We start from the raw sequence: 25,301 nt of genomic DNA, 5'->3' as shown, positions 1-25,301 counted from the left end.
CTAACACCACGATGTGGGCATGTCTATGACTTTTGTCCAACGGCTAGAAGTAGGGATTTTGCCGTCCACTCTCCGACCGAACCGAAGGGACGATATCCGGCGCCACGGCACTGCCACGGGGCCGCGCGCTTGTCGTGGTGCCCCTCCGTCGAGGCTACGTTCTTGGGCGCTTTTGGTGCCGTGGCACTCTACGCCGTCGCGCACCACCTGCCCTTGAGCGGGCCTTGGATTTCGCAGGTGATGCTGCGCACATCGGAGCCGGTTTCCTCGGTGAAGTCGTGGCCCGGGCCGCCGCCGGTGATGTGAACGGCGGTGCTTATGGGGTGGCCTGCCGGGGGGCTGGAACAGGTCGGTGACAAGCTGGCGGGCACGGTGGCTGGCTTCTGCCCTGCTCAAGGTCCCCAGGGCGCGCTTCACCGCGGTTCCCGGCTACCCGGGAATCCAGGCCCACCAGGGCGCCAAGACCGTCCACGGGCATCCCCAGCGCATCCTGCTCACCCACTCCGAAACCCTGCACCAGGCCCAAAGCCGCGGCTTCGACCAGACCCTGGGCAAGGTGACCGCCTGGCTCGAGGAACTGGCCGACACCCCGGCCCGCGGCAAGTCCCGCCGCACCCGCCAGGGACTGGAAGACCACCTCCAGAAGATCACCCACAACAGCTGGGTCGCCGAGGTCCTGACCACAAGCCTCGCCGGGGACACCCCCGCCACGTTCCGGCTCACGTTCGCGGTGGATGCCGCGGCCCGCAGGAAGCTGGAGAACCGGGTGTTCGGCAAGAGGATCCTGATCACCAACCAACCGGATTGGTCACCGGCCGAGATCGTGGCGGCCTACCGCTCCCAGTCCCACGTCGAGGACTCCTTCCGGCAGCTCAAGGACCGCCACGTGGTCTCCTTCTCGCCCATGCACCACTGGACCGACGACCACATCCGCGTGCACGCCTTCACCTGCGTCCTGGCCCTGCAGATCGCGCACCCGATGACCCGCACCGCGGCCAACGCCGGATACAAGCTCTCCACACGCGCACTGCTCGACGAACTGGGCACCATCGAGGAAACCGTGCTGCTGCACCACGACGGCGCCAAGGGCCGCCCGCGCGCCCAGCGGACGCTGACCGAGCACTCGAAGAGGGCCGCGAAACTTGGCGAGCTCTTCAACCTGAAAACCTACGCGCCGACCCGCTAGCCACCCGCCGAAAGGAACCCTCTGGGTAATACACCCCAAAAGAACACCTGACTAGGACAAATGAGTCCCAGTCAGGTCGCCTTTCGGAAACTCCCGCTAGGAAGCGGCCAGGCGGCGCTGCTGCTCTTCCACGTCGAAGTCGGCCGGCGGCCACTGCGGGTCGATGCCCTTCAGCGCCTGGGCGAGCAGGGTCGCCACCGCCAGCCGGGCGTACCACTTGCGGTCCGCCGGCACCACGAACCAGGGCGCGTCCGGCGTGTGGGTGCGCCGGATCGCGGTCTGGTAAGCGTCCATGTACTCGTCCCACACCTCGCGCTCGTCGATGTCGGCGGGGTTGAACTTCCAGTGCTTGTCCTCCCGCTCCAGCCGCTCGGCCAGGCGCGCACGCTGCTCATCCTTGGAGATGTGCAGCATGACCTTGATGACGGTGGTGTCCTTGTCCGCCAGCGCGGCCTCGAACTCCCTGATGGCGCCGTAGCGGCGCTCGATCTCCTCGGCCGGCGACAGGCCCCTGACCTTGTGGATCAGCACGTCCTCGTAGTGCGAGCGGTCGAACACGCCGATGAAGCCGGCCTGGGGCAGCGCCCGGTTGATGCGCCAGAGGAAGTCGCGCTTGGCCTCCGCGGCCGTGGGCGCCTTGAAGGCGCTCAACTTTACGCCCTGAGGGTCGACGGCGCCGATGACGTGGCGCACGATGCCGCCCTTGCCCGCGGTGTCCATCGCCTGGAGCACCAACAGGACCTTGGCCGGGGCCCCGGCACGCGAGGCGGCATGGAAGCGCTCCTGCAGTTCGCCGAGTTCGCGTCCCACCTGGGCCAGGTCGCGGGCGCCGCTGGCCTTGTCCCCGGTGTAGCCCGGGGTCGAGGACGGGTCCACGCCGGCCAGCTCGAAGTCCGCGGAGGCCGCAAGCGCGGGGCCCACGGCATCGGCGAAGGCAACGGGGCGTGACTTGGACTTCTGTTTCTTGCTCATGGCTGCAACCTTCATCCTCGGGACTTGTGGAGATCAGCGTACGGCATGGGCATTAACAACCCGCGCAGGCGGACTGCGGCAGGTGGTGGTGGCGACGCGGGCATCCCGGGGCCGGCGGGAACGCAAGGGGGCGCGTTCCTTCCCCGCCGGCGGCTTGGGAAGGAACGCGCCCCCGGGACGGCAGTGCGGCGGGTCTAGACGCTGAGCTTGCCCTCGCGCAGCTCCGCGAGGAACTCGGCGATGCGACCGATCGCGTCCTGCAGGTCGCGCACCGCCGGCAGGGTGACCAGCCGGAAGTGGTCGGGGGCGACCCAGTTGAACGCGGTGCCCTGGGTGATGAGCATCTTCTGCCGTTTGAGCAGTTCCAGCGCGAAGTGCTCGTCGTCGTGGATCGGGTAGACCTCCCGGTCCAGCTTCGGGAACAGGTACATTGCGCCCTTGGCCTGCTGCACCGAGACGCCCGGGATCTCGTTGAGCAGCTTGAAGGCGGTGTCGCGCTGTTCCTTCAGGCGCCCGCCGGGAAGGATCAGGTCGTTGATCGACTGGTAGCCGCCCAGCGCGGTCTGGATTGCGTGCTGGCCCGGCACGTTGGCGCACAGGCGCATGTTGGTGAGCAGGTTGATGCCCTCGATGTAGTCGTGGGCCAGGTGCTTGGGCCCGGAGATGGCCATCCATCCGGAGCGGAAGCCGCAGACCCGGTAGGCCTTGGACAGCCCGGAGAAGGTCAGCACCAGCACGTCGTCGGCCAATGCCGCGGTGTTGATGTGCACCGCGTCGTCGTAGAGGATCTTCTCGTAGATCTCGTCGGAGAACACGATCAGCTTGTGCTTGCGTGCCAGCTCGAGGATGCCCTCGAGCGTCGACTTCGGGTAGACCGCGCCGGTGGGGTTGTTCGGGTTGATGACCACGATGCCCTTGGTGCGCGGGGTGATCTTCGCTTCCATGTCTTCGAGGTCCGGCAGCCAGCCCTCCTCCTCGGTGTTGAGGTAGTGCACCGGGGTGCCGCCGGCCAGGGACACCGAGGCGGTCCACAGCGGGTAGTCCGGGGCCGGGATCAGCACCTCGTCGCCGTTGTTCAGTAGCGCGTTCAGCGAAAGGGTGATCAGCTCGGAGACGCCGTTGCCCAGGTAGACGTCGTCGACGCCGATGGTTTGGATGCCGCGGGTCTGGTAGTACTGCGAGACGGCGGTGCGCGCGGAGAAGATGCCGCGGGAGTCCGAGTAGCCCTGCGCGTTGGGCAGGTTGCGCATCATGTCCACGAGGATCGCGTCCGGGGCCTCGAAACCGAAGGGCGCGGGGTTGCCGATGTTCAGCTTGAGGATGCGCTGGCCCTCGGCCTCCATGCGCTGGGCGTGTTCCAGCAGCGGCCCGCGAATGTCGTAGAGCACATTGTGGAGTTTCGTGGACTGCTTGAATTCTGCCATGGGACTACTTTCTCATTGGGGGCCGGGGGCGCGCCTGCACTGTGAGCAAGCCAACTCGCGATCTGCGGCGAGTGTGAAGCCGCGGCGTCATCTTTGTCCGGCGACCAGTGCCTTGTCGGTGAGCCAGTCGTCAGCGGCCTTGGGCGGTTCCAGCGCGTCGCGGCCGGTGACCATGCGGTTGAGGTTCAGCAGGTCTTCCTGCTTCAGCGCGGAGCTGAGCTTGTTGATGGCCTTGACCGCGTCCTGCCCCACCCCGTCGGTGGTGATCAGCGGCGTGATGGATTCGGGGGCGAAGAGCTTCTCGGCACCCTGGAGCACCACCAGCGCGTTGTCCGGGATCCCGGCGTTCTCCAGGGTGGTGGCCTGGACCTGGACCTCGTCGCTGATCACCGGCAGCACGCCGCGGGCCTGCGCGTCGCTCAGCTCGGTGACGGCCTCGGGGTGGCAGGCGAGCTTGGCCGCGAGTTGGGAGGTGAGTTCCGCCTTGATGCTTGAAGCGATGCCGAATTCCAGCTGCGGGCACAGCGGTGCCAGCTCCGAGGTGTTCACCAGCTGGTCCCGGGCGCTGGTGGCTGCGGTGAGCACCAGGGTGCCGGTGCGTTCGGCGTCGGCCGATTCCAGCACCGCGAATCCGCCCGGTGCCAGGGCGTGCAGCTCGCGCTTGGTTTGTGCGGCGTCCAGGTCCCCGGGGGCCACCGAGGCGTTCCCGGACGTGGATTCGGTGCCGGGGTCGGCGCCCTCGGAGGCGGAGGCGTTCCCGGTCGCGTCGGCGGAGGTCCCCGATGCCGTGGCCTCCGGGCCGTGCGCGCCGGGCAGCTTGCCCAGGGCGGTGAGCAGCCTGCTGGATCCCGCCGCGGTGAAGTCGGCCCGTCCGGCCAGGACCTCGCCGACCGGGTCCGTGGCCGGGTCGGCCAGCCGTGCATTGATTCCGGCGTCGGCCAGCATGTCCCGGTAGGCGTGGCCCAGTGCCTGGGAGGTGGCGTCGGGGCCCTGGACCAGCACCAGCTCGCGCGTCGTGGCGGCCTGCGAGGTTCTCACCTCGGTGCCCGAGGTGCAGGCGGCCAGGGACAGCAGCAGGGCGCCGATGCCCAGAAGGCCCAGGGGCCCGGTAGTGCGAATCATCTGGTGCTTTCCTTGTGCAGGTTTTCCCGGTACAGCGCGATGGCGGCGTCCACCCGCTCGACGCGGTTCAGCGAGGCGACCTCCGCCAGGGGGAACCAGGCGGCCTGGCTGGTGGTGCCGTCGGCCTCGTGGCGCAATTCCCCCGCGGTGACGGTGGCGGAATAGAGCACCGCGACGGTTTGCATGGGGTGTTCGGTGCCGCTGTAGCGCTTGTGCGCGGGGATCACCCCGGAGTCCACCGAAAGCAGCTCATCGATGCGCACGCGGTACCCGGTTTCCTCTTCCACCTCGCGGATGGCGCCGGCGGCGATCCCCTCGCCGAGCTCCACGCCGCCGCCGGGCAGCGTCCAGCGCGGCACGAATTGAGGGTCCCGGCCGCGCATGTCCCACAGCGCCAGCAGGATCGAACCATCGCGGACCACCACGGCGTAGGCGGCAAGCCGGGTGTCAAAGCCGGGGTGGACCGGGGGTTCAGGGGTAGTCATTCTTCCATTTTAGGGTGTCGGCGGCGGAATCCCGGGGTCCAAATCTCCCGAAGCATGGACAACTGTGATGGAATATCAGCATGGCACCTTCAACTTTTCCGCAACAACCCGTTGATCTTGACGCCGTTGACCGTCGGATTATTCAGGAATTGGTCAATGATGCGCGCATAAGCAATGCGTTGCTCGCGCAGCGGACCGGGATCGCACCCTCGACGGCGCTGCTGCGCACCCGTGCGCTGGTCGAACGCGGGGTGCTCACCGGGTACCACGCGGAGGTCAGCCTGCCGGCGGTCGGGCGCAGCGTGCAGGCGCTGATCTCGGTGCGGCTGCGGGTGCACGACCGCGTGCTGATCGACAATTTCACGCAGAAGATGCCGCAGCTGCCGGAGGTGCTCTCGATGTTCCACACCTCCGGGGTCACCGACTACCTTTTGCACATCGCGGTGAGCTCCACCGAGGCCTTGCGCGACTGGGTGCTGGACAACCTGGCCACCGACGAGTCCGTGGGGCACACCGAAACCACGTTGGTCTTCGGTCACCACAAGGGACAGGGCGGACCGATCCCGGAGGAACCCGGCCAGGTTCCCGCCGAGCACCGGGCCGGCACCCTCTGATCCGCGCCGGCTAGACGCGGGAGTCGGCGCGGCGCACCAGCGCCTCGACGACCCGCAGCCGGGCCTCGGCCACCTGCAGCCAGCGTTCCCCGCCCAGGCCGCGGGACCCGGCGATCAATGTCAGCGCGACCGCGGCGGACCGCGCCCACAGGGCGCGTGGGTCCACGCCGCGTTCGAAGACCGCGGCGAAACGCTCCAGGGCACCGGCGGCGCCGTCGTTCTTCTCCCCCAGCGTGGGCAGGATGGCCAGGTGGCCCAGCAGGCAGGCGAGGTCATCGACCCGGTACCCGGGCCCCAGCGAATCCAGGTCCAGCAGTGCGGTGATCTTCCCGCCGTCCAACAGGATGTTCGCGTCGTAGAAGTCCCCGTGGGCAGGCACCTTGTCCCCGCGGTCGGAGGCCGCAAGATGCGCCTCGATCCGCCCGGTGAGCTCCTCGATCCGCCCGGCGCGATGCGGCAGGGCGAGGGCCGCTGCCTGCTGGTAGCGCCTGGTCGAATCGCTCCATGCCGCCCGGGGTTTCAGCTCCATGACCGACCCGGGCAGCGCATCGAGCAGGGAAATGAAGTCCCGGGGATCCAGGTCCGCGCCGGAATGGGGCCTGATGGCAGCCGAGAGCGATTCCCCGATCCCGGCCTCCAGGGCCAGCACGCCGGCGATTGCGGGGCCAAGCACCGGGGGCACCGGGACCGGGGTTCCGGCCAGCAGCTCGTGGCGGCGGTTCAGGGCCTCGATCGCCTGGGGCCGGCCCACCTTCAGGTAGATCGTCCGTGCGATGCGCAGCGGGCCGCGCGTGGTGAAGGTGGCCCGGAGCACCGCGCGGCGCAGCGGCCGGTACGCGACGATCTTGAGCTTGGTGAGCAATTCCGCCTCGCCCCAGGTTTCCTGCACGAATGCCCGGTCCGCGGCCTGGGCCAGGGCCGGGAGCCTGGGGTCGTGGGGGTGGATCCAGCCGCTGACGGTGACCCCGGGGGTGCGGTTGGTGGCAAAAACCCGGGTGGCGGCGACGCCGGGTACCCGGATCGCCTCGGTGCTCACGCCCAGTTCGTTGAATCCGGTGCCCGCGGGCATGCGGTACATCGCGCTGATCCCGGCGCCGGGCCGGTGCTGGATACGCAGCCGGTTGGCCTCGTAGTCCCAGTTTCCGGTGTGCACGCGGCCGCCCAGCCGGCGTACGAGCTCGGGGATGGCGGCGGGCAGGGCAGCAAGTTCCCGGGCGTCGGCATCGACCATGCGCGCGGCATCCGGCCTGCTTGCGGCATCGGATTTCCGTGCCACATCGGCCCCCGGGGGCGCGGGGCCGGGTTCGCCGGCTGTCATCGCGTCACCGAAGTGGATCCGGTCAGGCGCGGCGACGCTGCATGACGTCGTCAAGGTTGATGCGGTCGGCGGACTTCTCGGTGCGCGGCGCGCGGGGGCCGTTGTCCGACGATGGTTCGGCGGCGGTCTTCGGCGCGGTCGAGGGCGCGGATCCGGCCGACGGTGCCCGTGCGGCGGGGGCCTGATCGGCCTGAGCAACCACGGGGGTTGCCGGGACCACGGGAAGGGTCGCAATCGAGGAATCCGTGGCCGCGTTGGCGGCGCCGGTGGCCTCGGCCAGGCGTGCGGCGGCCTCCTGGGCGCGCAGCGTCGCATTGGACGATGCCTTGGGTGCCTCGGTGGCTTGAAGCGGGGCCGGGGCCTGGCGCTTGGCGGTGTTGGCCACGACGTACTGCGGCAGCGGGACCTCGGTGGGCTCCCAGCCCTCGGGGCGCTGGACGGCCGCACCCTTGTGGGCGATGCGCAGCGCCTCGGCGCGCAATTCCTGGACGGTCAGCCGCGGGGGGCGCTTGTTGGAGTTCGGCTGGGCGTCAAAGACCTCGGCGGCCTTCTTCGCCGGTTCGGCCACCGGGGTGCGGCCGGTTTCCATGGCACGGGTGCGCGTGGCATCCAGGCGTGCCAGCAGTTTCTTGCGCCGGTCGCGCACGGCCAGGCCGCGCAGCGTGGAGAAGCTGGCCAGGCCCACGAGCAGGGCGATCAGCGGAACCCAGCCGGAGACCACCGAGACCAGGGCGAGCACCCCGCCGATGAGCAGGGTGGGGACGGCGAGGCATCCGAGCAGGGCAACGGCCAGGCGGTCGTAGAAAATCCGCAAGGGCGCCTGCGCAGCCGACCGTGACGCGGCTGAAGCGTGGGATGCTACCGGTGCCATGTTGCTCCTTCGTCGGCTGGCGACTGACTTCTTTGGGCGGATCCGCCCGGCCCAGTGTCCTGGGGGCCGGTTTACTCCGTCGTGGCGGTTCGTTGGCGTTGCCTCGGCCCTGCGTGCGCAAGTTGCCGCGGGCTTTTGTTGCCGATGTGAAACGTCCACGTCAACCACATTAAGCATGCTTGCGCGTGTGATGCCGCATTCGACCCGGTGTGTCTGGCAATACTCTGGACAAATTCGGGATTTCGGGGTGTTTGGGGTGCTTGTGTCGCTATTGCGTCATGCCCAGCCACCGGTTGAGCATCCCGTCCGGGACCTCGGGCTCGGTCAGCGCGAAACTGCGGTGGTCGGCCCAGTTCCCGTTGATGTGCAGGAAGTCCTTGCGCAGCCCCTCATCGCGGAAGCCCAGCTTTTGAACCACGCGCAGGCTCGGGCCGTTCTCGGGGCGGATGTTGATTTCGATCCGGTGCAGGCCCATCGCCTTGAAGCAGTGGTCCACCGCCATCGCCACGGCCTCCGGCGCGATGCCCTCCCCGGCGTGGCGCACATCGACCCAGTAGCCGATGGATCCGCTGCGCGCCGCACCCCACATGATCGAGGAGACCGTCAGCTGTCCGACGATCGGGGCGTGCTTGGAGTGCAGCGACGGAAGGGTGATGGCCCAGGGCAGGCACTGGCCCAGGCGCGCTGAACGGTTCTGCGTGGAGACCATCGCCGCGAAGTCCGCCGGGTAGCCGCTGCCCTCGGGCAGTGTCGCGTCCCAGGGGGTCAGCCACTGCTCGTTGGTGCGGCGCAAATGCATCCATTCGGCCTTGTCGCGGCGGCGCATCGGGCGCAGCACCAGGCGCGGGCCCTGCACCGTGACGGGCCAGTGGCGTTCAAATTCGGACATGTCCACAATCCTAGCGATCCGCGGGCCCCGCGATTGCACCGCCGTTCCCGCAGTGGCGCGATCCGCGGACCGGGGGCCGGCAACCGCCTCGGATCCCGGCGCGGCTTCGGCGGCCGCGGTGGCCAGCGCCGGCGGGGATAGACTGTGGATCGTGACACAGATGAACTCCAAGGACGAGGTGAGGAACCGCTTTCGTGCCCGGCGCCGGGCCATGGGAGCGGTGGCGCGCGCAGCCGAAATGGCGTTGCTCGCCGGGCACCTGGTGCCGTGGCTTGAGGCCAATGCACCGCGCCGGACCGTGACCTGCTTCCTGTCCTACGGCGCCGAGCCGCCCACCGAGGGGCTGCTGGCCCGGCTCCATGGCGCCGGGTACACGATCTACGTGCCGATCTGCGAACCGGAACGCCGGCTGTCCTGGACGCGCTGGCACCCCGGCGTCGAGATGGCCCGCAGTTCGGTCGGCCCCATCGACGAACCCGTCGGTGAGCGCTTCGGCCCCGGGCTGATGGCGCAGGTCGATGTGATCCTGGTGCCCGCGCAGGCCGTTGATGCCGATGGGGAGAGGCTGGGGCAGGGCGGGGGCTACTACGACCGCTTCATCTCCTCGCTTCCCGGGCCCGGCAAGCGCCCGAAGCTGGTGAGCATCCTGTTCGAGCACGAGTTCGTTGCGGCCGGGCAGATCCCCGTCGAACCCTTCGACCAGCGGGTCGAAGCTGTCGTGCTGCCCTCCGGGGTGCGCAACCTCACCCGGTAGCGGCGGGCGGGTGCGTTAGAATTGGTGTAGGTGGACGCCCTCGGGCGCCCGCACTCCCCCATCAACAGTCGCTTGCCCGGGTGCCGTGCCGTGCCGCCTTGCTGCCCCGGCGGCCCGCGCCATGCACGCAAAGCCCGTGCGAAAGGATCGATATGCCTACCTATGTTTACGCCTGCAAGGACTGTGGCCACGGCCTGGAGGTCGTCCAGTCGTTCACCGACGAGGCACTGACCATTTGCCCCGAATGCCAGGGCGCACTGCGCAAGAAGTTCAACAGCGTCGGAGTGGTCTTCAAGGGTTCGGGCTTCTACCGCAACGACTCGCGCTCGACCACCAGCTCCAGCACCCCGGCCGCCGCCGGCACCAAGGCCGCCGCGCCGGCGCCCGCCGCCGCACCTGTTTCCGCGTCGGCTTCCGCCTAAGCCACTTACCCGGCGGGCCGCGGCGCACTTGCCCGCACAGGGACACCGCCCCGGCCGCCGGTATCACCGCTTCGCCATGGGCTCCATCCGTTTGGGTGGGGCCCATGAGTTGCTTAAGGGCATGACCCTTTTTCGCCGCTCCGCCATGGCCCGCCCGTCCGCCGCCACCCGGGTGCCCCGCCGCACGGGCCCGGAGCTGTTCGCCAAGTACCGCAGGCATCTTGCCGCGGCGTTGCTGATGCTCTCGGTGGCCGTGTCCCTGGCGGTGCTGGCCCCCGACACCGAGGAACGCATCGAGGTGCTGGTCGCCGCGCGCGACCTGCCGGTTGGCACCGCGCTGCGTGAAGGGGATCTGCGCAGCCAGCCGGTGGCGCGCTCCCTGGTGCCCGCGGGCACCTATGACCGCCAGCCCCCGGCGGCCGGGTCGCGGCTGGCGATTCCCGTACCGGCCGGCACCCCGGTGCTGCCCACCATGGTCATCGGGCCCGGGCTGCTGGCCGGGCTGGATTCCGGGTCGGTGGCGGTGCCGCTGCGGCTGGACGACGAACAGACCGCTTCCCTGGTGCGGGCGGGCCAGCTGGTAGATGTGGTGCTCACCGAGGGCAACGGGTTCGAGACAAAGCTGGTCTCCCGGGTGCTCGCGCGGGCCGTGCCGATCCTGTGGACCGGGTCGCAGACCCAGCCGGACGGGCAGGCCCCGTGGTCGGTGGCCGCCGGCTCGGGCCAGGGCGGGCTGATCGTGGTGGGCGCCGGCCCGGGCAGTGCCGAGCAGCTTTCCACCGCGGCGCAGCGCGGCAAGGTCTCGGTGGTCCTGGTGAACCCGTAGGCGGGCGGGTCAGTCCCAGTGCGGAGGTCGCTGCGCCTTCATCCAGTCGCCCAGATCGTCGTCCGCATCTCCCCAGCGCCGCGGGTCGTCTTCCGTGGCTCGCTGCTCCAGGACCGGGCCGGTTTTCGCGGGGCCCGGCTTCTTCGCCGGCTTCGGTGGCCGGGTGCCGGCTTCCGGGTTCCCGGCGGCGTTGGCCGCGGGGCGGCCGGAACCGTGGGGCATTTCAAAGACCCCGACCAGCGTCGACTCGCTGACCCGTTGTGGAGGGGCGGTGAAGCGCCGCGGCTTCTTGCGCCGCGGCGCGTCTTGCTCAGCGGGCATGGCTAGGCATCGGCCAGGTCCGAGGCACGGGGGCCGGGGCCGGCGGCATTCGGGGTTGCGGAGCCAGAAGTCCCGGCGGCCGTGGCGTTGGCCGCACCTTCGCCGGCGCCATCCTTGGTGCCGTCGCCGGCACCCTCGATGTCGCCGTCCAGACCCAGGAAGCCGGCCAGCATGTTGGCGACCCGGTCGGGGTCGGAGAACACGTCGATGGTCCACAGCGGCACGTAGCGCCAGCCCAGGGCCTCGAAGAGCTGCGGGCGCAGGCGGCTGCGCTCGCGTACCGAAAGTTCCCGGTAGCCCTGGGTGCCGTCGTACACCACGGCCAGAGGCACCGCGGTGCCGTTGCCGGTGACATCCAGTGCATGCGCGGCGATGTCCAGCACCCCGCGGTAGTGCTGGGTGACGATGGCCCCGCGGTCCGAAAGCCGCGACATCAGGTCGGTGACCAGCGGGTCCTGCAGCGGGGTCGCGGTGGCGGACATGCCCGAGTCCCCGCCGAGCACCCGGCCGAAGAGCTCCAGGAAGCGGTAGGCGCCGAAGCGCATCCGCGACAGGTCCATGTCCTGCGGGCGCAGCGCCGAGACCAGCACCATCGACTCCCGCGCCCGGGTCACGGCGTTGACGAACAGCTCGTCGCCCCCGGCCACCGAGAGGGAGCCGAAGTCGTGCACGGCCTTGCCGTGGGTGGTCCGTCCGTAGCCCAGGGACAAGATGATCGAGTCGCGCTGCAACCCGGCCAGCCTGTCGACGCTGGTGACCAGGAAGCGCTCGGCCGCGGTGCGGAAGTACTTCGTCGCCCACGGGTGGTTGGGCAGCTGCACGCGGATGCCCTCGGCGATTGCGGAGGCGTGCCGGCGGTTGCCGGCGACAACGGCCAGGGTCTGCTCGCCGCGCCGCGCCAGGTGCGTGAAGACCAGGTCCACGACGCGCTGGACCTCGGCGACGGTGGTCTCCACCGATTCTCCGTCGGCGCCCAGGGACCCGGTGCCGTCCATCACGTACTCGGCCTTCAGCGCCGGGGTGCCGGCACCCAGCGAGCGGGCGGCGGGCAGCCGGGAGAGCGAGTCCTCGTAGAAGTCGTGCGAAAGCGACTCGGTCAGTCCCTCGTCGATCCCCCGGTAGGCGGTGGCCAGCCGGCACAGCGGCAGCACCGCCTGCAGGGATTCCATCGCGGAGATCGGGGCCGGTTCGATGCGTGCGTGCGCGGTGGGGTCCACGGAAACCTCGAACGGGTTCGGGGCGCCCATCATGGTGTCGCCGAACGCGATGACCTGCTTGGAGCGGGAGATCGAGCCGAGCACCGAACGCAGCGACAGCGAGTCCGCATCGAGCAGGATCACCGCGTCGAATTCCATCTGCGCCGGGACGGTGGCGGGGATCAGCAGCGGGGAGCCGACCCACACCGGGCACAGCGAGTTCAGCAGCTCGTCTCCCAAGGCGGCGAGGTCGGCGATCGCCGGTTCCCCGTCCTTGAGCATGGCGCGCAGCTCGCGCGAGGCCGCGCGGTGGTCGGCCAGCGCCGCCTTCCAGTTCTTGGTCAGGGCCCAGCGCAGCCGCGAGGCCCCGGAGGCAACGTGCGCGGAGTCGGCCAGCCGGTATTCGGCCTCGAGCCGGCGCAGCTTCTCCCCGTCGTTCATGGCCAGGAAGTCGTCGCCGGAGATCATGGCCTCGAGCGCGGACTGCCACCAGGCCAAATCCAGTTCAGCGGGCACGGCGTCGGGCGTGACGTTGCGTGCCCGGAAGTCGTCCATCAGCTCGCCCAGGCCGTGTTCGGCCAGCTGCTCGGTGATCAGGGTGCGTTCGGGCAATTGGGCCAGCTCGCCCTGGTGCTCGAGCAGCCTGCCCATGCGCTCCAGCAGCGTGGTGATGGATTCGTCGCGCAGATTGGCACCGGCCGCGGCGGGCAGCAGCGTGGCCAGCTTGTCCAGGCGCGCACCGGCGTCCTGGTAGCCGGCGTTGACGTCAAGCAGCCCGGCCGGGACCATCGGGTGGCGCTGGCTGGTGGCGTGGTGGTGCCAGGCCAGGTGCTGTTCCTGCACGGCCTCGAGCGCGGATTGCAGGTCCGAGACGTGCACGCCGGGGCGCACATAGTCCTTGGCGACCTTGCGCAGCCGCGAGCGGGTCATCGAGCTCATCTCGATGCCGCGTTCCCGGCGCCAGGACGACGAGGCGGTGGCGGAGATCAGGTCCTCGACGGACTTGTCGAAGATGTCGGACTCGAACTTGTCCAGCGAGCCGCGCACCGCAACCAGCAGGTCCAGCTGCTCGCCCCACTTGTTGTAGGAGTCGGCCAGGCGGATCTCGGAGTGCGCGGCGACCTTGAGCATGTGGTCGCGCAGGATCGGCAGGTCCCGCTGCAGGCCGGTGACCAGGTCAAGGGCGGTGTCGGTGTCGCGCTTGTTGCGCAGGCGTGCCCCGTACCAGGGGCTGGAGGCCGAGGCGCGCACGAACGCGCCGAGCTCGGCGGCACGCGTGAGCTTGGCGGTGGTGGCGGTGCGGTCGGTGATCGAGTCGAGCACCGAGCGCTTCAGGCGCACCGTGGTGGCAGGGGCCGGGGACAGCGAGGTGAGCCGGGCCAGTTCCTGCATGGCCCGGTACGGGGAGCAGCCCCAGCGGGCGCGGGTCGAGTGCAGCGAGTGCACGTGCTCCAGCAGGGCGTGGCGGTGGTCGCGCAGCGCGGCGTGCAGCTTGCCCAGCGATGGTTCGGTCGCGCGCTCGTTTCGCAGGATCGCCCGGGTCAGCAGGTTGCGCAGCGCATCGGGGTCGTCCTCCGGGGAAAGCAGCAGCGCGGTGCCGGCCAAATCCAGCTCGGCGAAGCGGGACACGAATTCCTCGGCGCTGGAGCGGCGCTCGGCCACCACCAGCACGCGCTTGCCCGCCGCGGCGAGCACCGCGGCGGCGTTGAGCGCCGTCTGGGTCTGCCCGCTGCCGGCCGGGGCGCTGATGGCCACCGATTCGCCGGCCTCGATGAGGTCAAGGGCCGCCTGCTGGGATTCGTCGGCATCCAGCAGCAGGAGCTCGTCGGCCGGGTCGCGCTGGTCGCTGGTGCGGCGGGGGCGGGTGGCGGGCTGGCCGGCCTTGGCGCCGGGGGCCGCCGGGCCGGGGACGTGCGCGGAATCATCGGTGCGGTTGATTTCCGCGTCGAAGAGCCGGGCCAGCACCGGGTGCTGCACGTTGATGGTGCCGGGGTCGGCCGGATCGGCCAGGTCGGCGAAGGTGGAAATCAGCAGGCGGTGGGCGATGACCATGCCGGAGACGTCGGCAACCTGCGAACGCAGCGCGTCCATGGCGCGGGTCGGGTCGAAGCGGGCGATCGAGTAGGCGGCGGCGTTGATTCCCTCGACGTCGATGTCCACCTGGTGCTGGCGCTTGAAGTAGCGCAGCAGGGCGGGCGAGAACTCGGCCCGGCCCATCAGCTGGATCTCGAAGTCGTCCTGGTCCTCGCGCACCGAGAGCACGATGCGCCCGAGCATGATCGGGGCGTTGAATTGTTCGCTGCGGCCCTCGTGCACGGCGCGCCAGTTGGCCTGGCCGGCGGAGAGGTATCCGACGTCGATGCCGCGCTCGTCCCAGAGCTCGCGGATCTTCCCGCGCAGGGCGTCGGCGGTGCGGCGGGCCGAGTCGTATTGGTCGGAGTCACGCAGCAGCGTGGAGAGCCGGGTGCGTCGTCCGGCCAGGAACTGGGCCAGCCCCGAGGGGTGGGCGTGGGTGATGTCGATGCTGTTGGACACCGAGGGGGCGAAACGCAGCAGCGTGTCGGTCCCCACCCCGGGGCCCAGGGAGTCAACCCACGTGGAGACCAATTCATCTGTGTGTTGCTGGTGCTCTGTCACCATACCGTCCCTTCACCTCTGCTGCGAATGCGGCCGCGGCCGCGTGGCGCATTGCCGCACGGATACAGCCAGCCCTTACCAACCTAGTGCAAAACGGGGCCCCGGTGCCGAACCGAAACACGTTCGCACCGGCCCCGTTGCCGCGCAGGGCGCCGGGGCACCTGCGCATACAGTTCAGGGGGAGACCTGGCGTAGGCCTCCCCCTGAACATTCCCGTCGGCGCGCTTACGCCGTGGGGCTTACTCCCATTCGATGGTTCCCGGCGGCTTGGACGTGACGTCCAGCACCACGCGGTTGACCCCGTCGACCTCGTTGGTGATCCGGTTGGAGATCTTCGCCAGCAGGTCGTAGGGCAGGCGCGACCAGTCTGCGGTCATCGCGTCCTCACTGGACACCGGGCGCAGCACGATCGGGTGGCCGTAGGTGCGGTGGTCGCCCTGCACGCCCACGGAGCGCACGTCGGCCAGCAGGACGACCGGCATCTGCCAGACTTCCTCGTCCAGTCCGGCGGCGGTCAGCTCGGCGCGCGCGATGGCGTCGGCCTTGCGCAGCAGTTCCAGGCGTTCCTCGTTGACCGCACCGATGATGCGGATGCCGAGGCCCGGGCCGGGGAACGGCTGGCGCATGACGATCTCGGCCGGCAGGCCAAGCTGCTTGCCCACGGCACGGACCTCGTCCTTGAAGAGCGCGCGCAGCGGCTCGACCAGCTCGAAGTCCAGGTCCTCGGGAAGGCCACCGACGTTGTGGTGGCTCTTGATGTTGCTGGCGCCCTCGCCGCCGCCGGATTCCACGACGTCCGGGTACAGGGTGCCCTGGACCAGGAACTTCACGGGCTGACCGGAGTCGGCTGCCTCGGAGAGGATCGCGGTCTCGGCGGCCTCGAAGGCGCGGATGAACTCGCGGCCGATGATCTTGCGCTTGGTTTCCGGGTCGGTGACCCCGTCCAGCGCGGTGAGGAAGCGCTCGCGCTCGTCGGCGATGTAGAGCTTGGCACCGGTGGCGGCGACGAAGTCGGTTTCGACCTGTTCGGCTTCGCCCTCGCGCAGCAGCCCGTGGTTGACGAACACGCAGGTGAGCTGGTCGCCGATGGCGCGCTGCACCAGGGCGGCGGCCACGGCGGAGTCAACTCCGCCGGACAGACCGCAGATGGCACGGCCGGTACCGACCTGCTCGCGGATCTTGTCGACCTGCTCGTCCAGGATGTTCGCTGCGGTCCACGACGGGGTCAGGCCCGCGCCGTTGTACAGGAAGTTCTCCAGGACCTGCTGGCCGTGGTCCGAGTGCTTGACCTCGGGGTGCCACTGCACGCCGTAGAGGCGCTTGGCCTCGTTGGCGAACGCGGCAACCGGTGCGCCGGCGGTGGTGGCCAGGACCTCGAAGCCCTCGGGGGCCTTGGAGACGGAGTCGCCGTGGCTCATCCAGACGTTCTGGTTTTCCGGCATACCGGCAAGGATGGAGCGGGCCGCCCCTGAAACGGTGGCATCGGTGGCGCCGTATTCGCGCAGGCCCGTCTCGGCGACGGTTCCGCCCAGCGCGTTGGCCATGGCCTGGAAGCCGTAGCAGATGCCCAGAACCGGGACACCTGCCTCAAAAAGGTCGGCACCGACACTCGGGGCACCGTCGGCGTAAACGCTCGAGGGACCTCCGGAGAGGATGATTGCCGCCGGGTTCTTGGCGAGAATCTGTTCGGTGGTGAAGGTATGCGGGACGATCTCCGAATACACGTTGGCTTCGCGTACACGCCGAGCAATCAGCTGTGCGTACTGGGCCCCGTAATCGACGACCAGAACCGGCTGTTGCTCTGGGGTGCTGGGAGTGTTGGTCACGCGCCTAAGCTTAGCCGCCCGGAGAGCCTGCTTGCATCTTCAACCGGCCGGGAGTGACGCACGCTACGCGGGGCCCCGTCACAGTGCGGCCCGCACGACGCCCTGGCGTCATTCTCTCGCTTCACCTGCGGCGGATTCCAAGCCGGTGCGCACGCGTGCCGGGAGCATCGCCACTTTCGGGGCCAGGTCCACGTGCGGGTATGACGGGTCGATGCACTCGCGCCAGTATTCCAGGTGCTTGGCATCGATCCAGTGGCCCGAGTCCCGCACGTCGATCCCGCCGGGGACCTGGATGCTGAACCAGTACAGGTAGTCGACTCCGGCGAGTTGCTCGTGGAAGATCGTCTCCACCACCATCCGCTCCCCTTCGAGGGTCTGCAGGACGGCGTCCATGTTCTCGTTCAGGAACGCCAGCCACGCCTCGACAACGTCCATCTTGCCGGGCAGCACCCGAAACCTGCTCAATTCGATATCCACGACATCGACCCTAGGCGGGAACGCAGCGGGATGGCTAGTCGGTGAACATCGGTGGGGTGTAGCCGGCGGTGCGCAGCTCGGGGTGCCAGTAGAGGTTGCGTTCCGGGTCCCCGCGGGGCTGGCCCGCGCGGCCGACGACGTAGGGAATGCCGTTGATCATCTTCAGCGTGATCAGCCCGGCATGGATCATCAGGTGGTGGTGCTGGCAGATATTTGCGCCGTTGTCGACGCTGGTCACTCCGCCCTCCTGCCACGGCTTGACGTGGTGGTACTCATTGGTGGAGGCGGGGCGGTGGCAGCCCGGGACCACGCAGCCGCGGTCGCGGATGGCGATGGCCCGGCGCTGCGCCGGGGTGAATCCGCGCACGGTCCGGCCCAGATCCAATATTTCCCCGGCGGATCCGAGCAGCGCCGGCAGCAGGTCGGCGTCGCAGGCCAAGCGGCGGATGTTCGCCGCCGAGATGGGCTTGCCGTGGGCGGTGATCCCGGCGTCTTCGCATTGGCCCAGCAGGCTGCGGTAGCCGATCAGCACCCCGATCTTGACCGGCAGGCCTCCGGAGTCCGGGACCCCGGTGCCGTTCAGGGCACCGGTGATCGCGGCGATGAGCCCGTCGAGCAGCAATTGCGGGGCGGTGCGCGAATCCCGGTCTTCCCACCCCTGCCGATCTTCGGTGGAGTCGGGTTCGTTGCCTGAGGTGCCGGGCGCCGGCGGGCCGCAGGACCACTCCGAGCGCGGCGCCTGTTCCGGGTCGGTGCCCGGTGCCAGTGCCCACTCCGGGGCGGGTGCTCCTGCTGGTGCCAAACCGCCAGGGGTGGCGTCCTTGGTGGTGCTGTCGCCGGGATCCGGGACTATCACCAACCGCGGGCCCTGGTCATTGCCAGGCGTTGTGTCCGTGCCGGGGGTGTGGGTCCCGGCACTGCTGGCCCCGGTGGTATCGGTCTCGGTGGCATTGGTCTCGGTGGCGTGATCCGAGGTGAAGGTGCCTGACTCGTCGGCGGCGGTGCCGCCTACCGTGTTGGTCGGGGCGTTGGTGGTGGGGCGGGTGACGGGGCCGCGGGTCGAGACCGAGGGCGGGGGCAGCTTGCTCGAGCGCGGGTTGGTCCACGCCTCCCCGAACGCCCTGATGGCCTCGGAATCCACGGGGTCGCAGGACAGGTGGTACTCGTCGCAGCCATCGCGGTGTCCCTTGTAGAAGAATCCGCGCTTGGCCCGGATCTGGGCATCGGTGATCGGCGCCCCGTTCCGGGTGAGGAAGGAGCCCCAGTCGGCCAGCGCCTTGTACCCGTGCCTGGGTTCCGCGCCGGTGACGGCTTCGGCGACCGAGGCCTCGATGTCGGCGGCCAACCGCCGGGCATCCGGGTGCCGTGCGATGCGCGTCTGCATCGAGGAGAGCTTCTTGGCCAGTTGTGCCAGTGTCCCTACATCCGATTGTCCGGCTTCGGCCGCCTGCGCCAGGACCGGAAACACCGGTGTCTGGCGGCCACCATCATCGGCGACGGACTTCGCGGGATCCGGGGCGATGAGCAGCCGGGAACCTCCGAGCCGGCGCTTGGACTCCGCTTCGGTGATCCGCAGGTGGGCCTGCATCCACTCATTCGTGTTCCGGTGCGGGGCCATCCCCTGGCACATCCGTTCCACCGGCACGTTCGCTTTCCCGTCGGACAGCTCGCGCGGGTTGGCTGCCAGGGCGTCGATCTCCGCCGCGGTGCCCGGGTCCAGCCGGTGGACCTGGAGCGCGTCGGCGGTGAACACCGCGTGCATCTGCCCGTAGGCAATCGACCGGTTCCCCTGCTCGTACAGCCCCAGCACCAGGGCGGCTGAGGCCGCATCCAGGTCAGCGGACCCCAACTGCTCCTGCGCGGCACGCACCGCCAGCACCGCGTCGGCAAGCTGCCGGATCGCGGTGTCGGTGTGTGCCTGCCCCCTCGGGGTGCCGGTTGGCGCGGTGGTGGTCATGAACCCCAGTCTGCGCCGCCCGGGCCCGGCGCGCGGCCGCGGAGGCCCAATGTGCGGGGAAGTGGATGGGCAAGGCACGAAGGGCGGCCAACGGATGCGTCGATGCGCATGCGTTGGCCGCCCCCGGGGCAGTTCAGCCGGGCCGTTCAGTGGGTCAGTACCGCTTGGCAGCCTGCGGGTGCGAGGCCAGCTCGCGGTCCACCTCGCCGTGGACCTTCTTCTCCATGAAGAAGGACAGCAGCGGCACGACGCCGCCCAGGGCGATGGTGATGAAGCGGCTGAAGGGCCAGCGCATCAGCGACCACAGGCGGAAGTCGGCCAGCAGGTAGACGACGTACATCCAGCCGTGGATGATCAAGATGGCCAGCGAGACGTTGACGCCTTCGGTGATGTCGGCGCGGTTGACCAGGGAGACGGCGTTGGAGCTGCCATCGAGCAGGGTGCCGCCGATGAACAGCTCCAGGCCGGCGAAGTACTTGATGATCATTTCGGCGCAGAGCAGCAGCAGCATCACGCCGGTGGCGTAGGCCAGGACCTTGTAGAAGGTGGCGGCGGAACGGATCTGGGCGGGGGTGCCGGCAAAGCGGCGCACCTTCGGGGCGGAGTTTTCTTCGGTCACAACTGGTCCTTGGGTTGGGAGTCGAGCAGGTGGTGGTCGTGGTGGATCTGGCGTTGGTACACGGTGGCAGGGTCCAGGCCCGCGGCCAGTGCCGCCGCGTCGGCGATGTCTTCCTGCTGCCGGCGGAAGTCGTCGGCCACCAGCCGGTACCAGAGGAAGACCGCGAAGCCGGCGAAGACGACCCACTCGATGCCGTAGAAGATGTTCAGCCAGTTGATCTGGCGTTCCTGGGGCTGCGGGCCCACGTGCACCGGTACGAGCCCGGTGGCGGCGGCGGAAAGGTCCGCGCCGTCGGCCCCTGCCACCGTGGAGGCGACAACGAAGCCGCTGTAGGAGGGCACGTCCCACACGTTGATCAGCTCGGCCACCGACAGCGAGGCGTAGGCGTTCTGGCCGGCGTCCTGGGAGATCGGGGCCTCGGTGGGCAGCAGGCGTCCGGTGAGATCCAGGGTGCCGGCCGGGGCCGGGGCGGGGGCCGCGTCGTCGGGCTGCCAACCGCGCACCACCGGGATGGTGTTTGAGCCGGGCGCGTCGGCGATCTTGAAGGCGGCGACGACCCAGTAGCCGGTCTTCCCGTCCTCGATCCGGTTCTTCACCAGGACCTGCTTGCCCGGCAGGAAGGTGCCGGTCGCGGAGACCATCTGGTCGGCCTCGCGGGCCATCAATTCGCTGACCGGCTTGATGTGGCTGGTCAGCGGGACGACCTTCTCGGTGGTGGTCACCGGGGGCGGGGCTTCGGTCTGCGAGCGGTTGAACTGCCACTGGCTCAGCAGGACGAAGCCGGTGGCAACAACGAGGGCGCCGACCAAGGCCAGGATCCAACGGGGTTTAAGGGCAGTTTTCAGCACACTCCAACCGTACGTCGGTTGGGCCTCGAAGAGCCAATGGAACCATATGCGACTCCGGGGCGTTCGCGCGGGCCGCTGGCCAATCGGGCGCACGGCTTGGGGCGGCATCGGGTGCCGCAGGGTGCGGTGGGGCGCGGGTTCCGGCTTCGGACCCGCACCGCGGGCGGGTGCTGCCCGGTCCGGGCGCCGGGGACGGCAACGTGGCCGGGATTACACCCTTCGCGTCGAGCCTCCGGGCCGGGCCCGGCCGGCACGGGACACTCCAGCCTCAGACGGTGGAGAAGTCGACGGTGGAATTGACCAGTTCGGCGATGACCCCGGTGTCGTTGGCGCGGCGCAGGGACTCGCGGAACGAATCCTTGGCCAGCGAGCGGGCCAGCGCGGCGAGCATCATCAGGTGCCCGGAGTAGCTCGAGGCCGGGGTGGCCAGCAGCAGCACCACGTGCGCCGGGCCGTCCTTGGCCCCGAAGTCCAGTCCCTTGCCGTAGGCCATCACGCCGACGGCGATGCTGGGTGCGGCAACGAAATCGCTGCGTGCGTGGGCGAGCCCGATGCCGCCGGGGAGCCCGGTGGCCAGCTGGTGTTCGTGGCGGTGGACATCGGCCAGGAAGCCGGGCAGGTCCTTGATCCGGTCGGCTGCCAGCAGCTTGCCGGCCAGGACCGCGACGGTTTCTTCCCGGGTGGGTGTCGCCAGTTCGAGGACCACCAGCTCCTGCGTGGTGATCTCTGGGGCGTCGTCGCTTGCGGGCGTCGTCTGGGAGAAGGTCATGGCATCGATTCGAGGGAGGCGGCGTTCGGTGTTCGGGGGTGCGGCGCGCATGGTGTGCGCCTGGTTTGTACAGTACACGGGCCCGGGCCCGGCGCGCAGCGGGGTTTGGCCCGATCTCGATCCCTGCCGGGACGGACCTTTGCCGGGGTGCCGGGGTGCCGGGACGCAAAACGACCGGGTCCGCACCGCCTCCACCGTGGTGGAGGAAGGAAGCTGACCCGGTCGCCCCGGCGTGGATCCTAAAGTGCTAGTCGGCCTCGTAGGGGGAAACCACGACGTCGACGCGCTGGAATTCCTTCAGGTCCGAATAGCCGGTGGTGGCCATCGAGCGGCGCAGCGCACCGATCAGGTTGGAGGTTCCGTTGGTGTGGTGCGAGGGGCCGAAGAGCAGCTGCTGCAGCGGCGCCACGGTGCCGACCTTGACCCGGTCCCCGCGCGGGTTGTTCTCGTGCGTGGCCTCCATGCCCCAGTGCCAGCCGGCTCCCGGAGCTTCCTCGGCGCGGGCCAGTGCGGTGCCGAGCATCACGGCGTCGGCGCCCATGGCGATGGCCTTGACGATGTCGCCGCTGGTGCCCAGGCCGCCGTCGGCGATCACGTGCACGTAGCGTCCGCCGGACTCATCCAGGTAGTCGCGGCGGGCCGCTGCGACGTTGGAGATGGCGGTGGCCATCGGCGCGTGGATGCCCAGCGCGCGGCGGGTGGTGCCCGAGGCGCCGCCGCCGAAGCCGACCAGCACGCCGGCGGCGCCGGTGCGCATCAGGTGCAGGGCCGGGGTGTAGCCGGCCGCTCCCCCGACGATGACCGGGACGTCGAGCTCGTAGATGAACTGCTTGAGGTTCAGCGGCTCGTGGGTCTTGGAGACGTGCTCGGCCGAAACGGTGGTGCCGCGGATGACGAAGACGTCGACCCCTGCGGCCACGACAGTCTTGTAGTGTTCCTGGGTGCGCTGCGGGGTCAGCGAGCCGGCCACGGTCACCCCGGCGTCGCGGATCTCGGCCAGGCGGGCGGTGATCAGCTCGGGCTGGATGGGAGCTGCGTACAGTTCCTGCAGGCGCGCGGTGATGGCCGGGTCGAAGTGGCCGCCGTTGGCGGACTTCAGGGCGGCGATTTCCTCGAGCACCTTGGTCGGGTCCTCGTAGCGGGTCCACAGGCCCTCGAGGTTCAGCACGCCCAGGCCGCCGAGCTTGCCCAGCGCGATGGCCGTGGCCGGGCTCATGACCGAGTCCATGGGGGCACCCAGGATCGGGGTCTCGAATTTGTAGGCGTCGATCTGCCAGGCCACCGACACGTCGTGCGGGTCACGGGTGCGGCGGTTGGGAACAATCGCCACATCGTCAAGGGAGTACGCCTGGGCTGCGCGCTTGGAACGGCCGATTTCAATCTCGTAAGTCACCGCACCACCCTATCAGCACGCCGGCGGGCCGGGCCGCCCATCGGTGCGCGCCGGGCCCGCGGTGCGTCGGCGCGGACCCGGCGGCGCGTTTCAGCCGGCCAGGGTTCCGAGGGTCTCGGCGAGCGCCTTCGCTGCGCGTTCCTCGCCCGCGGCGATGACCTCCAGCTGGTCGGCGAGCACCGCGAAGTGCCCGGTGCGGTCCTGCACCTCGATCTGCGGATCCACCAGGTCGGTGAACACGATCCAGTCCTGGGCCAGGTGCGCGTAGTCGGCCGCGTGCGCGCCCAGGGCCTCGAGGCCCGGCAGCGCGGAAGCCTCGGCGAGGAAGTCGGCGTATTGCCCGCGCAGGGCACCCACGCCGCCGAAGCGGGTGTCTGTGAGGAACCCCAGGATCTGGTTCAGGCCCGATTCCAGGCGTGCGGGGTCCTCGAAGATCCGCGTCCAGCCCTTCTTGGTGGTGGAGTCGCGCAGGCGCTCGGCCCAGTTGTTCATTCCCGCGACGCCGAAGTTCTTGGCGAAGTGCGCCGGGATGCCCTCCAGCTCGGAAGTGCCCAGCAGGCGCCCGGTGGTCTGCGCGACGGCCTCGCGCACGGAGGCGGCCAGGGCCGCGGCGTCGGGCCCGGTGCGCTCCGGGATCCAGGCCTGCCAGTGCTTGTCCTTCTTGCGCCGGGAACGGGCCAGGGCCAGGTCCTCGGGGGAAATCGGGGTCAGCGAGCCGGAGCCGTCGTCGATGAGCAGGTCGTCCCCGTGTTCACCGACCACGACCAGGTCGATGGAATCCGATTCCTCCACGGCATCGGCATCGATCCACGGCAGCGCGGCCACGGAGGCGCGCACGACCACGGCGCGGCCGGCATCCAGCCCGGCGTCGAGGTAGTCGGCGGCCAGCCGGGCGCTGCCGGTGGTGCGCTCCATGGCCTTGGCCCCGCAGCGGGCCAAGAGGTTCGCGGTGTACGGCTCGGGGTGCGCCCGGGTGACGATGGTTGCCGTGGTCGTCTCCTCGTAGACGAAGGTGAAGACCATGAAGCCGATGCCGCCGGCCAGCCCCGCCAGCAGCGCCTCGCTCATCGGCTCGCCGGTCAGCGGGTGCTTCACCCCGGCCTGGGTGAGCACGCGGTGCCACAGCCCGGCGTCGTATTGCAGGACGTTTCCGGGTGCCGGGTACTCGGGCAGCTCGGCTTCCTGGGCCGCGGCGGCGGCGTCGGCGGCATCCTGGGCGCTGGCCGGGCGGTTGGGCTTCGCGGACAGGATCGCCTTGCGGGCGGTGGTGTAGCTCTCACCGGTGCGGTCCATGCGGGCGCGGGTGAGTTTCTTCAGGTTCTTCGGCTGGGCCACGGTGTGCTCCTTAGGTGTTGCGTGTGCGCATCGGCGCGGGTGGTCCCGCACGCCAGGGGGGCAGCGCCAGTGAAACATTCTACGTGGGGGCACACCGCACCCGGGCCGCGCGCGCCGGGCCCCTCACGTGCCCGAGCGCACCGAGACCAGGATGCGCGGAGCCACGGCACCGGATTTCATGGCCGCGGCCACGTTGCCCAGCCGGTCCACGGGGTCGGTGCCCAGCAGGATCGGGGCGCCCAGCGGCGTCGCGGGGCCCTTGCCTGGCCCCGGCATCGACGCCAGCACCGCCGCGGTGCGGTCCTCGTCGGTCCCGGGAGTGAATCCGGCCACACGCAGGTGCCGGTGGTACGCCTCGGCGGGTTCCACGTAGGACGCGGAGGCAGCGTCGGCCCACGGCATCGGGTAGTCCAGGGCGTTGGTGCCCATCAGGTCGTAGATGACGAACACTCCCCCGGGTCGCAGCAGCCGGTGCACCTCGGCGAACACCGCGGGCTTGTTCTCCAGGTTCATGCCCACGTGCAGCATCGTCGCCGCGTCGAAGGAGCCCGCCGGCAGGTTGGTGGCCTGCGCCGGGGCCAGCAGCATCGTGATGGACCCGGCCATGGAGCAGGCGGCGTTCAGTTCCCGGGCCAGCAGCACGAATTCCTCGGTGACGTCGACCCCGGTGACCACCGCGCCGAGCTGCGCGAAGCGGCGCGCCGGGCCCCCGATGCCGGCCCCCACGTCCAGCACGCGGGTCCCGAGGCCGATGCCTGCCGCCCGGGCCACCTCCGCGGTGGCGTTGGCGCCGCCGGAGTGGAACTGGTCGGCGTCGCCCAGGTCCCCCGGAAGCAGGACCTCCGGTTCCTTCCCGGCGCTGCGCAGCGCCGCGTAGAGCCGCTCGCGCAGGTTGCCGGAGGTGTAGCGCCTGATGGATTGGTCGGTGTCGCTCATCGTGGGCTCCTTGGGGCCGGCCGGGGCTCCATCCCGCCTCTCGCGGCATGCTGTGCCCAACGCCTGCCCCCATGATAAACCCGGGACAAAGCGGCCGTCACCGG

Annotated in this window: 23 protein-coding genes; 5 read left to right on the top strand and 18 right to left on the bottom strand. The window is 69.9% G+C overall.

The genetic code is table 11. The features are described from left to right. Positions 1–352: 352 nt before the first annotated feature. Positions 353–1,186 carry an IS1634 family transposase gene (locus tag JOF46_RS10180; protein ID WP_209907190.1) on the top strand — a complete coding sequence of 278 codons (834 nt, stop codon included), beginning with the start codon at positions 353–355 and terminating at the stop codon, positions 1,184–1,186. A gap of 96 nt (positions 1,187–1,282) precedes the next feature. On the opposite strand, the gene JOF46_RS10175 is transcribed toward JOF46_RS10180, so the two are convergent. From JOF46_RS10175 to JOF46_RS10160, 4 genes are all read right to left on the bottom strand, one after another. Further along, on the bottom strand, positions 1,283–2,158 hold the full coding sequence (locus tag JOF46_RS10175) for a PPK2 family polyphosphate kinase (RefSeq protein ID WP_209907189.1): 876 nt from the start codon (positions 2,156–2,158) through the stop codon (positions 1,283–1,285). Positions 2,159–2,352: 194 nt separating this feature from the next. Then, positions 2,353–3,582 (bottom strand): pyridoxal phosphate-dependent aminotransferase, encoded by a 1,230-nt coding sequence (locus JOF46_RS10170; RefSeq protein WP_209907188.1) that lies wholly within the window; start codon positions 3,580–3,582, stop codon positions 2,353–2,355. 87 nt (positions 3,583–3,669) lie between these two features. Further along, on the bottom strand, positions 3,670–4,704 hold the full coding sequence (locus tag JOF46_RS10165) for a type 2 periplasmic-binding domain-containing protein (protein WP_209907187.1): 1,035 nt from the start codon (positions 4,702–4,704) through the stop codon (positions 3,670–3,672). Beyond that, on the bottom strand, positions 4,701–5,189 hold the full coding sequence (locus JOF46_RS10160) for an NUDIX hydrolase (RefSeq protein WP_209907186.1): 489 nt from the start codon (positions 5,187–5,189) through the stop codon (positions 4,701–4,703). Before JOF46_RS10160 ends, JOF46_RS10165 begins: the two co-directional genes overlap by 4 nt. A gap of 80 nt (positions 5,190–5,269) precedes the next feature. Here JOF46_RS10160 and JOF46_RS10155 point away from each other — a divergent pair, with 80 nt between their 5' ends. Then, positions 5,270–5,803, top strand: a complete 534-nt coding sequence (locus tag JOF46_RS10155) for an Lrp/AsnC family transcriptional regulator (RefSeq protein WP_209907185.1) — start codon at positions 5,270–5,272, stop codon at positions 5,801–5,803. Positions 5,804–5,813: 10 nt separating this feature from the next. Here the strand turns inward: JOF46_RS10155 and JOF46_RS10150 are convergent, their stop codons facing one another. The 3 genes from JOF46_RS10150 to JOF46_RS10140 all read right to left on the bottom strand — a co-directional run bounded on the left by JOF46_RS10150 (position 5,814) and on the right by JOF46_RS10140 (position 8,881). Next, positions 5,814–7,121 (bottom strand): phosphotransferase, encoded by a 1,308-nt coding sequence (locus JOF46_RS10150; RefSeq protein WP_209907184.1) that lies wholly within the window; start codon positions 7,119–7,121, stop codon positions 5,814–5,816. Between the two features lie 22 nt (positions 7,122–7,143). Further along, complete coding sequence (locus tag JOF46_RS10145; RefSeq protein WP_209907183.1) at positions 7,144–7,992, bottom strand: hypothetical protein; 849 nt, start codon at positions 7,990–7,992, stop codon at positions 7,144–7,146. A 268-nt stretch (positions 7,993–8,260) separates the two neighbouring features. Then, positions 8,261–8,881, bottom strand: coding sequence for a GNAT family N-acetyltransferase (locus JOF46_RS10140; protein WP_209907182.1), 621 nt, complete (start codon positions 8,879–8,881; stop codon positions 8,261–8,263). Here JOF46_RS10140 and JOF46_RS10135 point away from each other — a divergent pair. The 3 genes from JOF46_RS10135 to cpaB all read left to right on the top strand — a co-directional run bounded on the left by JOF46_RS10135 (position 8,880) and on the right by cpaB (position 10,883). Then, positions 8,880–9,635: a 5-formyltetrahydrofolate cyclo-ligase gene (locus JOF46_RS10135; protein ID WP_209907181.1), complete on the top strand. Its 756-nt coding sequence runs from the start codon at positions 8,880–8,882 to the stop codon at positions 9,633–9,635. The two genes, JOF46_RS10140 and JOF46_RS10135, sit on opposite strands and share 2 nt — an antisense overlap. Positions 9,636–9,787: 152 nt before the next feature. Beyond that, complete coding sequence (locus tag JOF46_RS10130) at positions 9,788–10,057, top strand: FmdB family zinc ribbon protein (RefSeq protein ID WP_209907180.1); 270 nt, start codon at positions 9,788–9,790, stop codon at positions 10,055–10,057. A gap of 121 nt (positions 10,058–10,178) precedes the next feature. Next, a complete protein-coding gene (gene cpaB, locus JOF46_RS10125; protein WP_209907179.1) occupies positions 10,179–10,883 on the top strand; it encodes a Flp pilus assembly protein CpaB in 705 nt (234 codons plus the stop codon). A 9-nt stretch (positions 10,884–10,892) separates the two neighbouring features. On the opposite strand, the gene JOF46_RS10120 is transcribed toward cpaB, so the two are convergent. From JOF46_RS10120 to JOF46_RS10070, 11 genes are all read right to left on the bottom strand, one after another. Next, the gene (locus JOF46_RS10120) at positions 10,893–11,204 is read right to left on the bottom strand and encodes a hypothetical protein (RefSeq protein ID WP_209907178.1); all 312 of its coding nucleotides are present in this window, start codon (positions 11,202–11,204) and stop codon (positions 10,893–10,895) included. 2 nt (positions 11,205–11,206) lie between these two features. Continuing rightward, on the bottom strand, positions 11,207–15,040 hold the full coding sequence (locus JOF46_RS10115; RefSeq protein WP_245348076.1) for a DNA helicase: 3,834 nt from the start codon (positions 15,038–15,040) through the stop codon (positions 11,207–11,209). A gap of 236 nt (positions 15,041–15,276) precedes the next feature. Beyond that, complete coding sequence (gene guaA, locus JOF46_RS10110) at positions 15,277–16,863, bottom strand: glutamine-hydrolyzing GMP synthase (protein ID WP_209907176.1); 1,587 nt, start codon at positions 16,861–16,863, stop codon at positions 15,277–15,279. A 108-nt stretch (positions 16,864–16,971) separates the two neighbouring features. Further along, positions 16,972–17,340, bottom strand: coding sequence for a DUF6176 family protein (locus JOF46_RS10105; protein ID WP_209907175.1), 369 nt, complete (start codon positions 17,338–17,340; stop codon positions 16,972–16,974). Positions 17,341–17,374: 34 nt separating this feature from the next. Beyond that, positions 17,375–19,297 carry an HNH endonuclease signature motif containing protein gene (locus tag JOF46_RS22200; protein WP_245348075.1) on the bottom strand — a complete coding sequence of 641 codons (1,923 nt, stop codon included), beginning with the start codon at positions 19,295–19,297 and terminating at the stop codon, positions 17,375–17,377. Between the two features lie 154 nt (positions 19,298–19,451). Next, positions 19,452–19,916, bottom strand: coding sequence for a DUF3817 domain-containing protein (locus tag JOF46_RS10095; protein WP_209907174.1), 465 nt, complete (start codon positions 19,914–19,916; stop codon positions 19,452–19,454). Then, entirely contained in the window at positions 19,913–20,764 is an 852-nt protein-coding gene (locus JOF46_RS10090) for an SURF1 family protein (RefSeq protein WP_342592413.1), read from the bottom strand. The genes JOF46_RS10095 and JOF46_RS10090 overlap by 4 nt, the downstream gene beginning before the upstream one ends. Positions 20,765–21,032: 268 nt before the next feature. After that, positions 21,033–21,533, bottom strand: coding sequence for a PTS sugar transporter subunit IIA (locus JOF46_RS10085; RefSeq protein ID WP_209911799.1), 501 nt, complete (start codon positions 21,531–21,533; stop codon positions 21,033–21,035). Positions 21,534–21,780: 247 nt separating this feature from the next. After that, on the bottom strand, positions 21,781–22,926 hold the full coding sequence (locus tag JOF46_RS10080) for a GuaB3 family IMP dehydrogenase-related protein (protein WP_209907172.1): 1,146 nt from the start codon (positions 22,924–22,926) through the stop codon (positions 21,781–21,783). 90 nt (positions 22,927–23,016) lie between these two features. After that, positions 23,017–24,261, bottom strand: coding sequence for a BtrH N-terminal domain-containing protein (locus tag JOF46_RS10075; RefSeq protein ID WP_209907171.1), 1,245 nt, complete (start codon positions 24,259–24,261; stop codon positions 23,017–23,019). A gap of 123 nt (positions 24,262–24,384) precedes the next feature. After that, positions 24,385–25,197 carry a class I SAM-dependent methyltransferase gene (locus JOF46_RS10070; protein WP_209907170.1) on the bottom strand — a complete coding sequence of 271 codons (813 nt, stop codon included), beginning with the start codon at positions 25,195–25,197 and terminating at the stop codon, positions 24,385–24,387. Between the last annotated feature and the right edge of the window lie 104 nt (positions 25,198–25,301).

It is taken from the genome of Paeniglutamicibacter psychrophenolicus (genome assembly GCF_017876575.1).
Lineage (GTDB): Bacteria > Actinomycetota > Actinomycetes > Actinomycetales > Micrococcaceae > Paeniglutamicibacter > Paeniglutamicibacter psychrophenolicus.
The sequence above is the reverse complement of the archived record's forward strand: the minus strand, read 5'-3'. Positions and strand labels throughout refer to the sequence as shown.

Bases quoted from the DNA above. Each gene is read 5' to 3' on its own strand.
- JOF46_RS10175 (WP_209907189.1), bottom strand. From the start codon at position 2,158: ATGAGCAAGAAACAGAAGTCCAAGTCACGCCCCGTTGCCTTCGCCGAT.
- JOF46_RS10170 (WP_209907188.1), bottom strand. From the start codon at position 3,582: ATGGCAGAATTCAAGCAGTCCACGAAACTCCACAATGTGCTCTACGAC.
- JOF46_RS10165 (WP_209907187.1), bottom strand. From the start codon at position 4,704: ATGATTCGCACTACCGGGCCCCTGGGCCTTCTGGGCATCGGCGCCCTG.
- JOF46_RS10160 (WP_209907186.1), bottom strand. From the start codon at position 5,189: ATGACTACCCCTGAACCCCCGGTCCACCCCGGCTTTGACACCCGGCTT.
- JOF46_RS10155 (WP_209907185.1), top strand. From the start codon at position 5,270: ATGGCACCTTCAACTTTTCCGCAACAACCCGTTGATCTTGACGCCGTT.
- JOF46_RS10150 (WP_209907184.1), bottom strand. From the start codon at position 7,121: ATGACAGCCGGCGAACCCGGCCCCGCGCCCCCGGGGGCCGATGTGGCA.
- JOF46_RS10145 (WP_209907183.1), bottom strand. From the start codon at position 7,992: ATGGCACCGGTAGCATCCCACGCTTCAGCCGCGTCACGGTCGGCTGCG.
- JOF46_RS10135 (WP_209907181.1), top strand. From the start codon at position 8,880: ATGTCCACAATCCTAGCGATCCGCGGGCCCCGCGATTGCACCGCCGTT.
- JOF46_RS10140 (WP_209907182.1), bottom strand. From the start codon at position 8,881: ATGTCCGAATTTGAACGCCACTGGCCCGTCACGGTGCAGGGCCCGCGC.
- JOF46_RS10130 (WP_209907180.1), top strand. From the start codon at position 9,788: ATGCCTACCTATGTTTACGCCTGCAAGGACTGTGGCCACGGCCTGGAG.
- cpaB (WP_209907179.1), top strand. From the start codon at position 10,179: ATGACCCTTTTTCGCCGCTCCGCCATGGCCCGCCCGTCCGCCGCCACC.
- JOF46_RS10120 (WP_209907178.1), bottom strand. From the start codon at position 11,204: ATGCCCGCTGAGCAAGACGCGCCGCGGCGCAAGAAGCCGCGGCGCTTC.
- JOF46_RS10115 (WP_245348076.1), bottom strand. From the start codon at position 15,040: ATGGTGACAGAGCACCAGCAACACACAGATGAATTGGTCTCCACGTGG.
- JOF46_RS22200 (WP_245348075.1), bottom strand. From the start codon at position 19,297: ATGACCACCACCGCGCCAACCGGCACCCCGAGGGGGCAGGCACACACC.
- JOF46_RS10085 (WP_209911799.1), bottom strand. From the start codon at position 21,533: ATGACCTTCTCCCAGACGACGCCCGCAAGCGACGACGCCCCAGAGATC.
- JOF46_RS10070 (WP_209907170.1), bottom strand. From the start codon at position 25,197: ATGAGCGACACCGACCAATCCATCAGGCGCTACACCTCCGGCAACCTG.